The organism is Streptomyces spectabilis (genome assembly GCF_008704795.1).
Lineage (GTDB): Bacteria > Actinomycetota > Actinomycetes > Streptomycetales > Streptomycetaceae > Streptomyces > Streptomyces spectabilis.
This window is the reverse complement of sequence record NZ_CP023690.1, coordinates 2,601,973-2,616,360: the sequence shown is the minus strand read 5'-3', so window position 1 is coordinate 2,616,360 and position 14,388 is coordinate 2,601,973. Positions and strand designations below refer to the sequence as shown.

Genomic DNA, 14,388 nt, shown 5'->3' with positions numbered 1-14,388 from the left:
CCGCTCCAACTGTGAGGGCGATGACGTCCTGCGGGCCCCGCGGGCTACTCCCAGCGGAAGAAGCGCGCCGCCGCGCCGAGCCCGAGAACCGCCCACACCGCGAGGATCCCGAGGTCGCCCCACGGCATCGCGGCGCCGTCCTGGAGCACGTCGCGCAGGCCGTCCGAGAGGGCCGAGATGGGCAGCAGGGCCAGCGCGGACTCGACGGCTCCGGGGAACCGGTCGAGCGGCACGATGACGCCGCCGCCGACGAGCAGCAGCAGGAACACGAGGTTCGCGGCGGCCAGCGTCGCCTCCGCCTTGAGCGTGCCCGCCATCAGCAGGCCGAGCCCGGAGAAGGCGGCCGTGCCGAGGACCAGGAGCAGCAGGACGGCCAGCGGGTTGCCGTGCGGCGACCAGCCGAGCGCGAAGGCGATCACGGTGAGGAGCGCGATCTGGAGCACCTCGGTGACCAGGACCGACAGGGTCTTCGCGGTCATCAGGCCCCAGCGCGGCAGTGGCGAGGCGCCCAGCCGCTTGAGCACGCCGTAGCGCCGCTCGAAGCCGGTGGCGATGGCCTGCCCGGTGAACGCCGTGGACAGGACGGCGAGCGCGAGGACGCCGGGGGCGAGGAAGTCCACGGCCTTGCCGTCGCCGGTGTCGACGACGTCGACAGCGCTGAAGAGGACGAGCAGCAGCGTGGGGATGACGATGGTGAGCAGCAGCTGCTCGCCGTTGCGCAGCAGCATCTTCGTCTCCAGGGCCGCCTGCGCGCGGATCATCCGGGAGAGCGGGGCGGCGCCCGGCGCGGGGGCGTACGTCCCCGGCGTACCGGTGGTGGCAGTGGTGTCGGGGGCGCTTGTCACGACCGCAGCTCCTTACCCGTGAGCTCCAAGAAGACGTCCTCCAGGGTGTGCCGTTCGACGGAGATCCGGTCCGGCATGACGCCGTGCTGCGCGCACCAGGAGGTGACGGTGGCGAGCAGCTGGGGGTCGACGGTGCCGCTCACGCGGTACGCGCCGGGCGTGAGCTCGGCGGCGGCCGAGTCCGGCGGCAGGGCCTTGAGGAGCGAGCCGACGTCGAGGCCGGGGCGGCCGGTGAAGCGCAGGGTGTTCTCGGCGCCGCCGCGGCACAGCTGCTCGGGGCTGCCCTGGGCGATGACCTTGCCCGCGTCGATGATGGCGACGTCGTCGGCGAGCTCCTCGGCCTCGTCCATGTAGTGGGTCGTGAGGATCACCGAGACGCCGTCGCGGCGCAGGTCGCGGACGAGGTCCCAGGTGGCGCGGCGGGCCTGGGGGTCGAGCCCTGCGGTCGGCTCGTCGAGGAAGACAAGGTCGGGGCGGCCGACGACGGCCAGGGCGAGGGCGAGCCGCTGCTGCTGGCCGCCGGAGAGGCGCCGGTAGCCGGTGCGGCCGCAGGACTCCAGGCCCAGGCGCGCGATCAGGGCGTCCACGTCCAGGGGGTGGGCGTGCAGCTTGGCGACGTGCCGCAGCATCTCGTCGGCGCGGGCGCCGGAGTAGACGCCGCCGGACTGGAGCATCACGCCGATGCGCGGGCGCAGCGCGGCGGCCTGCGTGACCGGGTCGAGGCCGAGGACGCGGACCGTCCCGGCGTCGGGGGTGCGGTAGCCCTCGCAGGTCTCGATGGTGGTGGTCTTCCCGGCGCCGTTCGGGCCGAGCACGGCGGTCACGGTGCCTGCGCGGACGTCCAGGTCGAGGCCGTCCACCGCGGTCTTCGCCCCGTACCGCTTGACCAGGCCGTGGACCTGGACGACGGACTCATTTCCCATGACGGGAAGTCTAGAGAGGACCGCGGGGGCTGTGGGCAGGGGGCCGGTCGGCCTTCGGCGGGGCCGCGTCAGACGGTGTGCGGCCGGTGCTCGGCCAGCCACCCCCGCGCGTACGCGACCGCGTCCGGCAGCGAGAAGAGGCGGGCCGTGGCGGCGCCGACCCGGCCCCGCGTCACCGGGCGCTCCTTCTCGAAGGCCGCGCCGAGGTCGGCGAAGCGGTCTTCGGAGATGGCGGGCTCGCGCACGGTGATCCAGCGGCGGCCCTCGTCCGTCATGACCGCGAAGGAGTTCTCGACCAGGGGTGCGGGGAGCCGGTACTCGGCCAGGTGGAAGGCCGTGCAGGAGTCGAATCCCGCCCCCAGGAGCAGCACGCGCGCGCCGGTCGCCTCCAGGGCGGCCAGCGGGCTCCGCTCGCCCAGGCGGCAGTCCAGGGCGTGCTCGGCCATCAGCTCCGCCGCGCGCGGGCCGACGGCCGCGAAGGAGGTCTGCGGGTGGGCGCTGCGCACGGCGCCGGGCCAGGTGCGCACGGTCTCCGGGACGACGCCCACGCCGCGGACGCGCGCGGTGCGCGGGTCGTACGCGGGCATGGAGTCGCGGATCGCGGGCCACCACTCCTCGGGCACGGGAGGGTGCTGCCACTCCGCGGGGTCGGAGTTGTCCGAGGAGTGCGTGGGCACCACCAGGGTGCCCTCGTCCCCGAGGGCGTCGAGCAGGGCGAGGACGACTGCTTCGGCGCCGCCGCAGACCCAGCCGAGCGAGCTGAGCGAGGTGTGCGTGAAGAGCGTGTCACCGCGTCGCACGCCGAGTGCGCGCAGCTCGTCGGCGAGCGTGGCGCGCGTGCACAACGGGCCGGTCACAGGGGGTGTCGACATGCTTGAAGAGTGTTCTGGAAAGCTTGCGGAAGCGCCACCGATTTGATCGGGCGGTGATCGTTTTCGCAGGTCAGCTTAGGTATGCCTAAGTGATGCACCGCACCGCCCGGTGATCGAAGCACGGCTTGTCAGGCTCTGAGGAATTACGCAACAATGGCGTTGTGAAAAACGTTGGCGAGGCTCGGGAGACCCCTCCGGGGGCTCCTCAGGAAGAGCTCGCGACCGGTGAGCGGTCCACGCGCAACCGTGTCGCGCGCTCCATCCTGGACCACGGCCCGTCCACCGTGGCCGACCTCGCGGGCCGCCTCGGCCTGACCCAGGCCGCCGTCCGCCGCCACCTCGACACCCTCCTTCAGGAGAACGTGGTCGAACCCCGCGAGAAGCGGGTGTACGGCGCCCGTACGCGCGGCCGCCCCGCCAAGGTCTTCGCGCTCACCGACTGCGGCCGGGACGCCTTCGACCAGTCGTACGACAAGCTGGCCGCCGACGCCCTGCGCTGGATCGGGGAGACGCACGGCGAGGAGGCCGTCGTCGCGTTCGCCCGGGCCCGCGTCGCCGAGCAGGCGAAGGCCTACCGGGCGGCGATGGACGCGGTCCCCGCCGAGGACCGCACCCAGGCACTGGCGAAGGCGTTGACCGCGGACGGGTACGCTGCTACGGCGCGTAGCGCACCCCATCCGCACAGGGGCGAGCAGCTCTGCCAGCACCACTGCCCGGTCGCCCATGTCGCCGAGCAGTATCCGCAGCTGTGCGAGGCGGAGACGGAGATCTTCTCCCAGCTGCTCGGGACGCACGTCCAGCGACTCGCCACCATCGCCCACGGTGACGGCGTCTGCACGACGTTCATCCCGCGCCGCGAGATCCCGCACAGCACCCCACAGACCACCAACCACGCATCAGCAAGCACGGCCGGGAGGAACCCCGCATGACTCTCCCCACGGAGACTGCCCACCCTGAGCTCGAGGGCCTGGGCAATTACGAGTACGGCTGGGCCGACTCCGACGCGGCCGGTGCCGCCGCCAAGCGCGGTCTGAGCGAGGATGTCGTCCGCGACATCTCGGCGAAGAAGTCCGAGCCGGAGTGGATGACGAAGCTGCGCCTGAAGGGCCTCCGGCTCTTCGACAAGAAGCCCATGCCGAACTGGGGCTCGGACCTCTCCGGCATCGACTTCGACAACATCAAGTACTTCGTGCGCTCCACGGAGAAGCAGGCGGAGTCCTGGGAGGACCTGCCCGAGGACATCAAGAACACGTACGACAAGCTCGGCATCCCCGAGGCGGAGAAGCAGCGCCTGGTCGCCGGCGTCGCCGCGCAGTACGAGTCCGAGGTCGTCTACCACCAGATCCGCGAGGACCTGGAGGAGCAGGGCGTCATCTTCCTGGACACCGACACGGCGCTGAAGGAGCACCCGGAGCTCTTCAAGGAGTACTTCGGAACCGTCATCCCCGTCGGTGACAACAAGTTCGCGTCGCTGAACACGGCCGTGTGGTCCGGCGGATCGTTCATCTACGTCCCCAAGGGCGTGCACGTCGAGATCCCGCTCCAGGCCTACTTCCGCATCAACACGGAGAACATGGGCCAGTTCGAGCGGACGCTGATCATCGTCGACGAGGACGCCTACGTCCACTACGTCGAGGGCTGCACCGCCCCGATCTACAAGTCGGACTCGCTGCACTCCGCGGTCGTCGAGATCATCGTCAAGAAGGGCGGCCGCTGCCGCTACACGACGATCCAGAACTGGTCGAACAACGTCTACAACCTGGTCACCAAGCGCGCCGTGGCGTACGAGGGCGCGACCATGGAGTGGATCGACGGCAACATCGGCTCCAAGGTCACCATGAAGTACCCGGCCGTCTACCTGATGGGCGAGCACGCCAAGGGCGAGACCCTGTCCATCGCCTTCGCGGGCGAGGGCCAGCACCAGGACGCGGGCTCCAAGATGGTCCACATGGCGCCGAACACCTCCTCCAACATCGTGTCGAAGTCGGTGGCCCGTGGTGGCGGCCGCACCTCGTACCGCGGTCTGGTCGAGATCGGCGAGGGCGCCGCGGGCTCCAAGTCCAACGTGCTCTGTGACGCGCTGCTCGTCGACACGATCTCCCGCTCGGACACCTACCCCTACGTGGACGTCCGCGAGGACGACGTGTCCATGGGCCACGAGGCCACCGTCTCCAAGGTCTCCGAGGACCAGCTCTTCTACCTGATGAGCCGCGGCCTCACCGAGTTCGAGGCGATGGCGATGATCGTGCGCGGCTTCGTCGAGCCGATCGCCAAGGAGCTCCCCATGGAGTACGCCCTGGAGCTCAACCGGCTGATCGAGCTGCAGATGGAGGGCTCGGTCGGCTGACCGGCCGCCGTTCCAAGCAGCTGGCGGCCCAGCGGGCCGAGGATCGCAATACGCAGAGAGAGAGCACTACGACAGCCATGGCTGAGGCTCAGAACATCCCGGTGGGATCGACCACCGCCGGTTCCATCGCGGTGGCCGCCGAGTCCACCGTCGCCACCCGTATGAGCGCGCCCCCGTCCTTCGACGTGGCGGACTTCCCGGTGCCGCACGGCCGCGAGGAGGAGTGGCGGTTCACCCCCCTCGAGCGCCTGCGCGGGCTGCACGACGGCACCGCCGTCGCCACCGGCGAGGGCGTCAAGGTCGAGGTCGAGGCCCCCGAGGGCGTCACCGTCGAGACCGTCGGGCGCGACGACGCCCGGCTCGGCAGGGCCGGCACGCCGGTGGACCGTGTCGCCGCCCAGGCGTACTCGTCCTTCGAGAAGGCCTCGGTCGTGACCGTGCCCAAGGAGACGGTGCTCAGCGAGCCGATCCGGATCGCCGTGCACGGCGAGGGCGGCACCGCCTTCGGCCACCAGGTCATCGAGCTGGGCGCGTTCGCCGAGGCCGTCGTCGTGATCGACCACTCCGGCGACGCGGTCCTCGCCGCCAACGTGGACTACGTCCTCGGTGACGGCGCGAAGCTCACCGTCGTCTCCGTGCAGGACTGGGACGACAAGGCGGTGCACGTCGCGCAGCACAACGCGCTCGTGGGCCGCGACGCCTCCTTCAAGTCCGTGGTCGTCACCTTCGGCGGTGACACGGTCCGCATCCACCCGCGCGTGGCGTACGCCGGCACGGGCGGCGAGGCCGAGCTCTTCGGCCTGTACTTCACGGACGCGGGCCAGCACCAGGAGCACCGCCTCCTGGTCGACCACAACGTCCCGCACTGCAAGTCCAACGTCGTGTACAAGGGCGCCCTGCAGGGCGAGGCCGCGCACGCCGTGTGGATCGGCGACGTCCTCATCGAGGCCAGGGCCGAGGGCACGGACACCTACGAGATGAACCGCAACCTCGTCCTGACGGACGGCGCCCGGGTCGACTCGGTGCCGAACCTGGAGATCGAGACCGGCGAGATCGTCGGCGCGGGCCACGCGTCGGCGACCGGCCGCTTCGACGACGAGCAGCTGTTCTACCTGATGGCCCGCGGCATCCCGCAGCACGAGGCGCGCCGCCTCGTGGTCCGCGGCTTCTTCGCCGAGCTCGTCCAGCAGATCGGTGTCGACGACATCGAGGAGCGGCTCATCGCGAAGATCGAAGAGGAGCTGGAGGCGTCCGTCGCATGACGTTCGTACGCGCCTGTGGACTGAGCGAGCTGGAGGAGGACACCCCCAAGCGGGTGGAACTCGACGGCACGCCGGTCTCGGTCGTCCACACCGAGGGTGAGGTGTTCGCGATCCACGACATCTGCTCGCACGCGAACGTCTCGCTCTCCGAGGGCGAGGTGGAGGACTGCCAGATCGAGTGCTGGCTGCACGGCTCCGCGTTCGACCTCCGCACCGGCAAGCCGTCCGGCCTTCCCGCGACGCGCCCCGTCCCCGTTTACCCCGTAAAGATCGAAGGGGACGACGTGCTCGTCTCCCTCTCCCAGGAGTCCTGAGGCACCCATGGCAACGCTTGAAATCCGCGACCTGCACGTGACCGTCGAGGTCGAGAACGGCACCAAGGAAATCCTCAAGGGTGTCGACCTGACCGTGAAGCAGGGCGAGACGCACGCCATCATGGGCCCGAACGGCTCCGGCAAGTCGACCCTCGCCTACTCCATCGCGGGCCACCCGAAGTACACCATCACCGGCGGCACCGTCACCCTCGACGGTGAGGACGTCCTGGAGATGGAGGTCGACGAACGCGCCCGCGCCGGCATGTTCCTCGCCATGCAGTACCCGGTCGAGGTCCCGGGTGTGTCCGTCTCCAACTTCCTGCGCACCTCCGCCACCGCCATCCGCGGCGAGGCCCCCAAGCTCCGCACCTGGGTGAAGGAGGTCAAGGAGACGATGGCCGGGCTCCAGATGGACCCGTCCTTCGCCGAGCGCAACGTGAACGAGGGCTTCTCCGGCGGTGAGAAGAAGCGCCACGAGATCCTCCAGATGGAGCTCCTCAAGCCGAAGATCGCGATCCTCGACGAGACCGACTCCGGCCTGGACGTCGACGCGCTGCGCGTCGTCTCCGAGGGCGTCAACCGCGTCCGCGACACCGGCGAGGTGGGCACCCTGCTCATCACCCACTACACGCGCATCCTGCGCTACATCAAGCCCGACTTCGTCCACGTGTTCGCGAACGGGCGCATCGCCGAGTCCGGCGGCCCCGAGCTCGCCGACAAGCTGGAGGCCGAGGGCTACGAGGCTTACGTGAAGGGAGGCGCGTCCGCGTGACACAGCTGCCGGGTCTCCTCGACGCCGAGGCGCTCCGCAAGGACTTCCCCATCCTGGAGCGCTCGCTCCACGACGGCAAGAAGCTGGTCTACCTGGACAACGCGGCGACTTCGCAGACGCCGCGCCAGGTCATCGACGCAGTCAGCGAGTACTACGAGCAGCACAACGCCAACGTCCACCGCGGCGTGCACGTCCTCGCCGAGGAGGCCACGGCGCTGTACGAGGGCGCCCGTGACAAGGTCGCCGCGTTCATCAACGCGCCGAGCCGCGACGAGGTGATCTTCACCAAGAACGCCTCGGAGTCGCTCAACCTCGTGGCGAACATGCTCGGCTGGGCCGACGAGCCCTACCGCGTGGACCACGAGACCGAGATCGTCATCACGGAGATGGAGCACCACTCCAACATCGTGCCGTGGCAGCTGCTCTCGCAGCGCACGGGCGCGAAGCTGAAGTGGTTCGGCCTGACCGACGACGGTCGGCTCGACCTGTCGAACATCGACGAGGTCATCACGGAGAAGACGAAGATCGTCTCCTTCGTCCTGGTGTCGAACATCCTGGGCACGGTCAACCCGGTCGAGGCGATCGTGCGCCGCGCCCAGGAGGTCGGCGCGCTCGTCCTGATCGACGCCTCCCAGGCAGCGCCGCACATGCCGCTCGACGTGCAGGCCCTGCAGGCCGACTTCGTGGCCTTCACCGGCCACAAGATGTGCGGCCCGACGGGCATCGGCGTGCTGTGGGGCCGCCAGGAGCTGCTGGAGGACCTGCCTCCGTTCCTCGGCGGCGGCGAGATGATCGAGACGGTGTCGATGCACTCCTCGACCTACGCCCCCGCGCCGCACAAGTTCGAGGCGGGTACGCCCCCGATCGCGCAGGCCGTCGGCCTCGGCGCGGCCGTGGACTACCTCACGGCCATCGGCATGGACAAGATCGAGCAGCACGAGCACGCGATCACCGAGTACGCGGTGAAGCGCCTGCTCGAGGTCCCGGACCTGAGGATCATCGGCCCGTCCACGGCCGAGGACCGGGGCGCCGCGATCTCCTTCACGCTCGGCGACATCCACCCGCACGACGTGGGCCAGGTCCTCGACGAGCAGGGCATCGCGGTCCGGGTCGGCCACCACTGCGCCCGCCCCGTCTGCCTGCGCTACGGAATTCCCGCGACCACGCGAGCGTCGTTCTATCTGTACTCCACGCCCGGCGAGATCGACGCCCTGGTCGACGGCCTGGAGCACGTACGGAACTTCTTCGGCTGAGGGGCTGGCTCGGAGTGAAGCTGGATTCGATGTACCAGGACGTGATCCTGGACCACTACAAGCACCCGCACGGGCGCGGTCTGCGCGACGGCGACGCCGAGGTGCACCACGTCAACCCGACGTGCGGTGACGAGATCACGCTGCGGGTCAAGTACGACGGCTCGCGCATCGCCGACGTGAGTTACGAGGGCCAGGGCTGCTCCATCAGCCAGGCCAGCGCGTCGGTGCTCAACGACCTGCTCGTGGGCAAGGACCTCGCGGAGGCGCAGAAGATCCAGGCTGTGTTCCTGGAGCTGATGCAGTCCAAGGGCAAGCTGGAGCCGGACGACGCGATGGAGGAGGTCCTGGAGGACGCGGTCGCGTTCGCCGGGGTCTCCAAGTACCCCGCGCGCGTCAAGTGTGCTCTGCTGAGCTGGATGGCGTGGAAGGACGCGACGGCGCAGGCCCTAGGGGCCGACGCCGACGCTGAAAGGAAGACGGCATGAGCGAGAACACTGTGACTTCTGAAGAGGGCCTCACGACCAAGCCCGCCTCGGAGGAAGAGGTCCGCGAGGCGCTCTACGACGTCGTCGACCCCGAGCTGGGCATCGACGTCGTCAATCTGGGCCTGATCTACGGCATCCACGTGGACGACGCCAACATCGCCACCATCGACATGACGCTCACCTCGGCGGCCTGCCCGCTGACCGACGTCATCGAGGACCAGGCGAAGTCCGCGACGGACGGCATCGTCAACGAGCTCCGGATCAACTGGGTCTGGATGCCGCCGTGGGGCCCGGACAAGATCACCGACGACGGCCGCGAGCAGCTGCGGGCGCTCGGGTTCAACGTCTGAGTTCCCCGCCCGAGCGGCCACGCTCCCGGGCTCGAGAGGCCCCCTGTGCCCTGGCACAGGGGGCCTCTTCGTATATGGCGCCCCGGGTTTATGTACACCCGTACGCATCGATGCGTACACTCGTACGCATGGGATACGGACTGCTGGCCGCGGCCATCGCGGCGGAGGTGGCCGGGACGACGGCCATGAAGTACAGCGAGGGGTTCAGCAAGCTGTGGCCCTCGCTGGTCACCGTGGTGGGGTATGTGCTGGCCTTCGCGCTGCTCGCGCAGACCCTGAAGACGCTGTCGGTGGGGACCGCGTACGCGATCTGGGCGGGGATCGGGACCGCCGCGGTCGCCGGCATCGGCATGGTGTTCATGGGGGAGTCGGCGAGTCTGCTCAAGCTGTCCGGCATCGCGCTGGTCATCGCGGGGGTCGTCGTGCTGAATCTGGGCGGGGCCCACTGATGGGGCGCCGCTACGACCCCGACAGACGGCAGCGGATCATCGACGCGGCCCTGCGGGTCGCGGGCGAGAAGGGGATCGCGGGCCTCAGCCACCGGTCCGTCGCCGCCGAGGCCGATGTGCCGCTGGGCTCGACGACGTACCACTTCAAGACCCTCGACGACCTTCTGGTGGCGGCCCTGCGGCAGTCCAACGAGGGGTTCGCGCGGCTCGTGCGGGAGCGCGGGGTGCTCCAGGACCCGGACGCCGACCTCGCGGCCGAGCTCGCGGCCCTCCTCGGGGAGTGGGCCGCCCGAGGGCGTGAGGGGCTTGAGCTGGAGTACGAGCTGTATCTGGCCGCGCTGCGCCGCCCCGTGCTGCGGCCGGTGGCCGCCGAGTGGTGCGAGGGGGTCGCGGTGGTGCTGCGCGAGCGCACCGACCCCGCCACCGCGCGGGGGCTGGTCGCGCTCATGGACGGCATCTGCCTTCAGGCGCTGCTCACGGGCGGCGAGTACGACGAGGCGTACACCCGCGAGATGCTCGGCCGGGTCCTGCTCAACTCCCGGGCGCCCGAAGGCGTGTGACGGCGCGCAGGGCCGTCTCGACGCTCGCCGTGACGTCCGTGACGGGGTACTGCACGTGGCGCACCACGCGCTTGGCGTCCACGACCAGGGTCAGGCGCTTGAGGCGGCTCACGCCCGCCGCGCGGAACGTGGGCAGGCGGAGCGCCGCCGTCAGGGCCAGATCCGCGTCCGACAGGAGCGGGAACCGCAGGCCCTCCTTGGCGGCGAAGGCCCGCTGCTCGTCGGGGCGCTGCGTCGACACGCCGCGCACGGCGGCGCCCGCCGCGGTGAACTCCGCGAGCCGGTCGCGGTAGGTGCAGGACTCCAGGGTGCAGCCCGGTGCGCCGGGGATCGCCGACCAGCCGGGCGGATAGGCGTCCTTGCGGGCGTAGGCGCCCGGGAAGCAGTACAGGACGGTGTGCGCCGCGTCCGCGACCGGGTCGCCCGGCTCGCCGTCCGCGGAGCGCAGCCGGAGCTCCGGCACGCGCGTGCCCAGGAGTTCGTGGACGCGCCGGGCCTCCTGCGAGGCCTGCGTCGGTGTCGTCGCGCTCATCTCTCCCTCTCCAAGGACCCAGGTGTCTCCCCAGTCCTGAAGGGCGATCAGGACCGGCAGCAGGGCCCGCCCGCGCGGCGTCAGACGGTATTCGTGGCGCGGCGGGCGGTCCTGGTACGGCACCCGGGTCAGCACGTCCGCGTCCACCAGGAGCCGCAGGCGCTCGGCGAGCACCTTGCGGGACAGGCCGAGTTCGCGCTGGAGCTCGTCGAAGCGGTGCACTCCGCGGGCCGTGTCGCGCACGATCAGCAGGGTCCACCAGTCGCCGACGACGTCCAGGGCCTGCGCGATGGCGCAGTGGGCGTCGCCGAGGCTCGTCCGCCGTGGCATGTCCCTCACACTCTCCCGGGATCGGTGGGGCGTTGACCCGGAGCTTCGCATGCTGCCATAGTCCATTCCCAAAAGGAACTCACTAATCAGGGCAGGGGGACGCCGCATGCCGCGCGCGCTGCGTGAGGTGCCGAGGACGGTCTGGCTCCTGGCCGCCGGCCAGTTCTTCAACATGGTCGTGGCCTTCACCTTCGTGTACTTCTTCGTGTACCTCACGCACGAGCGCGGTCTGTCCGTCGCCCAGGCCGGTCTGATCAGCGGCATCGGCGGGGCCGGGCAGGTCGCGGGGAACTTCACCGGAGGCTGGTTCGGCGACAAGTACGGGCACCGGCGCGTGCTGCTCGTCGGGTCGCTCGTCAGCGGCGCCGGGGTGCTCGCGCTGCCCGTCCTGCCGCTCGCCCTGCTGTACGTCGTGCCGGGCCTCGGCCAGTACGCGGGCGGCTGCGTGCGGGCCGCCAACGGCGCGCTCGTCGCCGTGACCGTGCCGGAGGGGGCGCGGCGGCAGGGCTTCGCGGTGATGCGGTTCGCGGCCAACGCGGGCTTCACCGCGGGGCCGCCGCTCGGCGCGCTGCTCATCGCCCACTTCTCGTACGCCGTCCTGTTCGTCGTCGACGGGGTCGGCACGCTCGTCTTCGCCGCGTACGCCGCGCGCGTGCTGCCCGCGCGCGGGGCCGGGCGCGCGGCCGCCGGAGAGCCGGGCGGCCCCGGGGTGTTCGCGTCGCTGCGGCGGCGGCCCACCGTCGTCGCGCTGCTCGCCGCCGTCCTCGTGACCGACCTCGTCTACCGGCAGCAGTACGTGACGCTGCCCGTCGACCTCGGCCGGAACGGCCTCGACACCGGCTTCTACGGGTGGCTCCTCGCCGTCAACGGCGGGCTCATCCTGCTCCTGGAGCTGCCGGTGACGCTCGCGCTGCGGGGGCGGCGGCCGCTGCGGATCGTGGGGAGCGGGGTGCTGCTCGTCGGGGCGGGGTACGGGGTGCTCGCGCTCGGCGTGGGCGCGGGGACCGCCGTCGCGATGATGGCGCTGCTCACGGCGGGGGAGATCCTCTACAAGACCACGGCCACGGCGTACGTCGCGGACAGCGCGCCCGCGCACGCGCAGGGGCGGTTCCAGAGCCTGTACTCCGGGGTGTCGGTGAGCGGGGTGGTGCTCGCGGGGCCGCTGGGCGGGGCGCTGTACGAGGGGGCACCGGGGGCGCTGTGGCCGGTGTGCGCCGCTCTCGCCGGGCTCGCGGGGGCGCTGCTGCTGTGGGCGGGGCGCGGCCCCGGTGGCGGGCCGTGCCCCTGCGGGACGATCGCCCGCGGCGAGCGCGAAGAGTGCCGGTTAGCGTCCGCGGGCCCGGCCCGGTTAGGTTCTCACTCATGACCGATACGACTGCTTCCCGCACCACCGGCGCCGTGGGCGCCGGGCTCGCCACCATCGCCGCTGACGGCACCGTGCTCGACACCTGGTTCCCCGCCCCCGAGCTCGTCGACGAGCCGGGCCCCGCCGGGAGCGAGCGGCTGAGCGCCGAGCGTGCCGTGGAGCTGCTCGGCGAAGGTGCCGCGAAGGCGATCGGGCCGGACGCCCGCCGCGGTGTGGAGGTCGTCGCCGTCCGTACGGTCATCGCGTCGCTCGACGAGAAGCCGCTGGACGCGCACGACGTCTACCTGCGGCTGCACCTGCTCAGCCACCGCCTGATCAAGCCGCACGGCGCGAGCCTGGACGGCATGTTCGGCTTCCTCGCCAACGTCGCCTGGACCTCGCTCGGCCCGGTCGCCGTCGACGACCTGGAGAAGGTCCGTCTGAACGCCCGCGCCGAGGGCCTGCACCTCGCCGTGACGAGCGTCGACAAGTTCCCGCGCATGACGGACTACGTCGCGCCCAAGGGCGTCCGCATCGGCGACGCCGACCGCGTCCGGCTCGGCGCGCACCTCGCCGAGGGCACCACCGTGATGCACGAGGGCTTCGTGAACTTCAACGCGGGCACGCTCGGCACCTCCATGGTCGAGGGCCGCATCTCCGCCGGCGTCGTCGTCGGCGACGGCTCCGACATCGGCGGCGGCGCCTCCACCATGGGCACGCTCTCCGGCGGCGGCAACGTCCGCATCGTCATCGGCGAGCGCTGCCTGATCGGCGCCGAGGCCGGCGTCGGCATCGCGCTCGGCGACGAGTGCGTCGTCGAGGCGGGCCTGTACGTCACGGCCGGTACGCGCGTGACCATGCCCGACGGCCAGATCGTCAAGGCCCGTGAGCTCTCCGGCGCCTCGAACATCCTCTTCCGCCGCAACTCGGTCACCGGCGCCGTCGAGGCCCGGCCGAACAACGCGGTGTGGGGCGGCCTCAACGACGTACTGCACAGCCACAACTGACCGTCACGGTCCCGCACGAAAGGGCGCCCCTCCTCACTGGAGGGGCGCCCTCTGTGCGTATGCTGCGCGAAACGGAGGGGAGATCGACATGAACAGAGCAGGAACGAAGGCCTTGGTGTCGGCGGGCGCGGCGGTGGCCCTGCTGCTCGCCGGGGGCGGGTCGAGCGTGGCCGGCCCGAGCGTGGCCAAGGACGCGGGCGCTAAGCCCAAGGGGAGCCACAGCTACAAGCTCCAGCACACCGACATCCACTACGGCGGCGACAAGACGCGCTTCGAGTCGCAGGTGAAGCTCGCGGACGGCCGCCGCGTCGCCATGCACTACCTGGACAAGAAGGGCCTGTACGTCCAGGACTACAGCCCCAAGGCGCGCGGCTGGTCCAAGCCCAAGAACGTCTACCGCACCAAGACCGACGTCTGCCAGGGCATCACGCTCAAGGCCCGCGCCGGGACCGTCGCGGCGATCGCCGACTGGGCGAGGTACTGCTACGACGGCGAGCCCCCGCAGGAGTCGCTCGCCGCCGTCGCCACCGGCCGCCTGACCACGTGGGACCGCCACCTCACCAAGAGCTTCGACGGCTGGATCAAGGCCGAGATCACCAAGAACGGCAAGCAGGTCACGTTCAAGCGCTACGCGCACCGGCTGAAGTGGACCAAGGGGGAGGGCTTCGGCCCCAAGCACTGAGCCACTCCTGCCGCACCCGCCCCGGACCCGCGTCGCGCCACAGGCATAGCGACGCGGGTC

The 14,388-nt window shown here is 70.9% G+C and carries 17 protein-coding genes; 13 read left to right on the top strand and 4 right to left on the bottom strand.

Features of this window, described 5'->3' with window-relative positions; translation table 11 throughout:
* Window positions 1–44: 44 nt before the first annotated feature.
* The 3 genes from CP982_RS11250 to CP982_RS11240 form a co-directional block, all read right to left on the bottom strand.
* A complete protein-coding gene (locus CP982_RS11250; RefSeq protein WP_170316634.1) occupies window positions 45–761 on the bottom strand; it encodes an ABC transporter permease in 717 nt (238 codons plus the stop codon).
* Between the two features lie 80 nt (window positions 762–841).
* The gene (locus tag CP982_RS11245; protein WP_150510388.1) at window positions 842–1,768 is read right to left on the bottom strand and encodes an ABC transporter ATP-binding protein; all 927 of its coding nucleotides are present in this window, start codon (window positions 1,766–1,768) and stop codon (window positions 842–844) included.
* Between the two features lie 68 nt (window positions 1,769–1,836).
* Window positions 1,837–2,640 (bottom strand): AAC(3) family N-acetyltransferase, encoded by an 804-nt coding sequence (locus CP982_RS11240; RefSeq protein ID WP_150510387.1) that lies wholly within the window; start codon window positions 2,638–2,640, stop codon window positions 1,837–1,839.
* A gap of 161 nt (window positions 2,641–2,801) precedes the next feature.
* Here CP982_RS11240 and CP982_RS11235 point away from each other — a divergent pair, with 161 nt between their 5' ends.
* From CP982_RS11235 to CP982_RS11190, 10 genes are all read left to right on the top strand, one after another.
* The gene (locus tag CP982_RS11235) at window positions 2,802–3,569 is read left to right on the top strand and encodes a helix-turn-helix transcriptional regulator (protein ID WP_150510386.1); all 768 of its coding nucleotides are present in this window, start codon (window positions 2,802–2,804) and stop codon (window positions 3,567–3,569) included.
* Window positions 3,566–4,987, top strand: a complete 1,422-nt coding sequence (gene sufB / locus CP982_RS11230) for a Fe-S cluster assembly protein SufB (protein WP_144002790.1) — start codon at window positions 3,566–3,568, stop codon at window positions 4,985–4,987. Before CP982_RS11235 ends, sufB begins: the two co-directional genes overlap by 4 nt.
* Before the next feature lie 77 nt (window positions 4,988–5,064).
* Window positions 5,065–6,249, top strand: a complete 1,185-nt coding sequence (sufD, locus tag CP982_RS11225; protein WP_150510385.1) for a Fe-S cluster assembly protein SufD — start codon at window positions 5,065–5,067, stop codon at window positions 6,247–6,249.
* Window positions 6,246–6,563: a bifunctional 3-phenylpropionate/cinnamic acid dioxygenase ferredoxin subunit gene (locus tag CP982_RS11220; protein ID WP_030687200.1), complete on the top strand. Its 318-nt coding sequence runs from the start codon at window positions 6,246–6,248 to the stop codon at window positions 6,561–6,563. Before sufD ends, CP982_RS11220 begins: the two co-directional genes overlap by 4 nt.
* 7 nt (window positions 6,564–6,570) lie before the next feature.
* Complete coding sequence (gene sufC, locus CP982_RS11215; RefSeq protein ID WP_150510384.1) at window positions 6,571–7,335, top strand: Fe-S cluster assembly ATPase SufC; 765 nt, start codon at window positions 6,571–6,573, stop codon at window positions 7,333–7,335.
* Window positions 7,332–8,588, top strand: a complete 1,257-nt coding sequence (locus tag CP982_RS11210) for a cysteine desulfurase (RefSeq protein WP_150510383.1) — start codon at window positions 7,332–7,334, stop codon at window positions 8,586–8,588. The genes sufC and CP982_RS11210 overlap by 4 nt, the downstream gene beginning before the upstream one ends.
* 14 nt (window positions 8,589–8,602) lie before the next feature.
* Window positions 8,603–9,073 (top strand): Fe-S cluster assembly sulfur transfer protein SufU, encoded by a 471-nt coding sequence (gene sufU, locus CP982_RS11205; protein ID WP_150510382.1) that lies wholly within the window; start codon window positions 8,603–8,605, stop codon window positions 9,071–9,073.
* Complete coding sequence (locus CP982_RS11200) at window positions 9,070–9,423, top strand: metal-sulfur cluster assembly factor (protein WP_144002785.1); 354 nt, start codon at window positions 9,070–9,072, stop codon at window positions 9,421–9,423. Before sufU ends, CP982_RS11200 begins: the two co-directional genes overlap by 4 nt.
* 128 nt (window positions 9,424–9,551) lie before the next feature.
* Window positions 9,552–9,872, top strand: a complete 321-nt coding sequence (locus CP982_RS11195; RefSeq protein ID WP_144002784.1) for a DMT family transporter — start codon at window positions 9,552–9,554, stop codon at window positions 9,870–9,872.
* Window positions 9,872–10,432 (top strand): TetR/AcrR family transcriptional regulator, encoded by a 561-nt coding sequence (locus tag CP982_RS11190; RefSeq protein ID WP_150510381.1) that lies wholly within the window; start codon window positions 9,872–9,874, stop codon window positions 10,430–10,432. The genes CP982_RS11195 and CP982_RS11190 overlap by 1 nt, the downstream gene beginning before the upstream one ends.
* Here the strand turns inward: CP982_RS11190 and CP982_RS11185 are convergent.
* Window positions 10,404–11,294 (bottom strand): winged helix-turn-helix transcriptional regulator, encoded by an 891-nt coding sequence (locus tag CP982_RS11185; RefSeq protein WP_150510380.1) that lies wholly within the window; start codon window positions 11,292–11,294, stop codon window positions 10,404–10,406. The genes CP982_RS11190 and CP982_RS11185 overlap by 29 nt on opposite strands.
* A gap of 106 nt (window positions 11,295–11,400) precedes the next feature.
* Here CP982_RS11185 and CP982_RS11180 point away from each other — a divergent pair, with 106 nt between their 5' ends.
* The 3 genes from CP982_RS11180 (at window position 11,401) to CP982_RS11170 (ending at window position 14,328) form a co-directional block, all read left to right on the top strand.
* Entirely contained in the window at window positions 11,401–12,660 is a 1,260-nt protein-coding gene (locus tag CP982_RS11180; RefSeq protein ID WP_150510379.1) for an MFS transporter, read from the top strand.
* On the top strand, window positions 12,657–13,646 hold the full coding sequence (dapD, locus tag CP982_RS11175) for a 2,3,4,5-tetrahydropyridine-2,6-dicarboxylate N-succinyltransferase (RefSeq protein ID WP_138959060.1): 990 nt from the start codon (window positions 12,657–12,659) through the stop codon (window positions 13,644–13,646). Before CP982_RS11180 ends, dapD begins: the two co-directional genes overlap by 4 nt.
* 88 nt (window positions 13,647–13,734) lie before the next feature.
* Window positions 13,735–14,328 (top strand): hypothetical protein, encoded by a 594-nt coding sequence (locus CP982_RS11170; protein WP_229879501.1) that lies wholly within the window; start codon window positions 13,735–13,737, stop codon window positions 14,326–14,328.
* The last annotated feature ends 60 nt before the right edge of the window (window positions 14,329–14,388 follow it).

What these genes read in the sequence shown, in the direction of transcription:
- CP982_RS11250 (WP_170316634.1), bottom strand. Translation starts at nt 761, where the DNA reads ATGATCCGCGCGCAGGCGGCCCTGGAGACGAAGATGCTGCTGCGCAAC.
- CP982_RS11245 (WP_150510388.1), bottom strand. Translation starts at nt 1,768, where the DNA reads ATGGGAAATGAGTCCGTCGTCCAGGTCCACGGCCTGGTCAAGCGGTAC.
- CP982_RS11240 (WP_150510387.1), bottom strand. Translation starts at nt 2,640, where the DNA reads ATGTCGACACCCCCTGTGACCGGCCCGTTGTGCACGCGCGCCACGCTC.
- sufB (WP_144002790.1), top strand. Translation starts at nt 3,566, where the DNA reads ATGACTCTCCCCACGGAGACTGCCCACCCTGAGCTCGAGGGCCTGGGC.
- sufD (WP_150510385.1), top strand. Translation starts at nt 5,065, where the DNA reads ATGGCTGAGGCTCAGAACATCCCGGTGGGATCGACCACCGCCGGTTCC.
- CP982_RS11220 (WP_030687200.1), top strand. Translation starts at nt 6,246, where the DNA reads ATGACGTTCGTACGCGCCTGTGGACTGAGCGAGCTGGAGGAGGACACC.
- sufC (WP_150510384.1), top strand. Translation starts at nt 6,571, where the DNA reads ATGGCAACGCTTGAAATCCGCGACCTGCACGTGACCGTCGAGGTCGAG.
- CP982_RS11200 (WP_144002785.1), top strand. Translation starts at nt 9,070, where the DNA reads ATGAGCGAGAACACTGTGACTTCTGAAGAGGGCCTCACGACCAAGCCC.
- CP982_RS11195 (WP_144002784.1), top strand. Translation starts at nt 9,552, where the DNA reads ATGGGATACGGACTGCTGGCCGCGGCCATCGCGGCGGAGGTGGCCGGG.
- CP982_RS11190 (WP_150510381.1), top strand. Translation starts at nt 9,872, where the DNA reads ATGGGGCGCCGCTACGACCCCGACAGACGGCAGCGGATCATCGACGCG.
- CP982_RS11185 (WP_150510380.1), bottom strand. Translation starts at nt 11,294, where the DNA reads ATGCCACGGCGGACGAGCCTCGGCGACGCCCACTGCGCCATCGCGCAG.
- CP982_RS11180 (WP_150510379.1), top strand. Translation starts at nt 11,401, where the DNA reads ATGCCGCGCGCGCTGCGTGAGGTGCCGAGGACGGTCTGGCTCCTGGCC.
- dapD (WP_138959060.1), top strand. Translation starts at nt 12,657, where the DNA reads ATGACCGATACGACTGCTTCCCGCACCACCGGCGCCGTGGGCGCCGGG.
- CP982_RS11170 (WP_229879501.1), top strand. Translation starts at nt 13,735, where the DNA reads ATGAACAGAGCAGGAACGAAGGCCTTGGTGTCGGCGGGCGCGGCGGTG.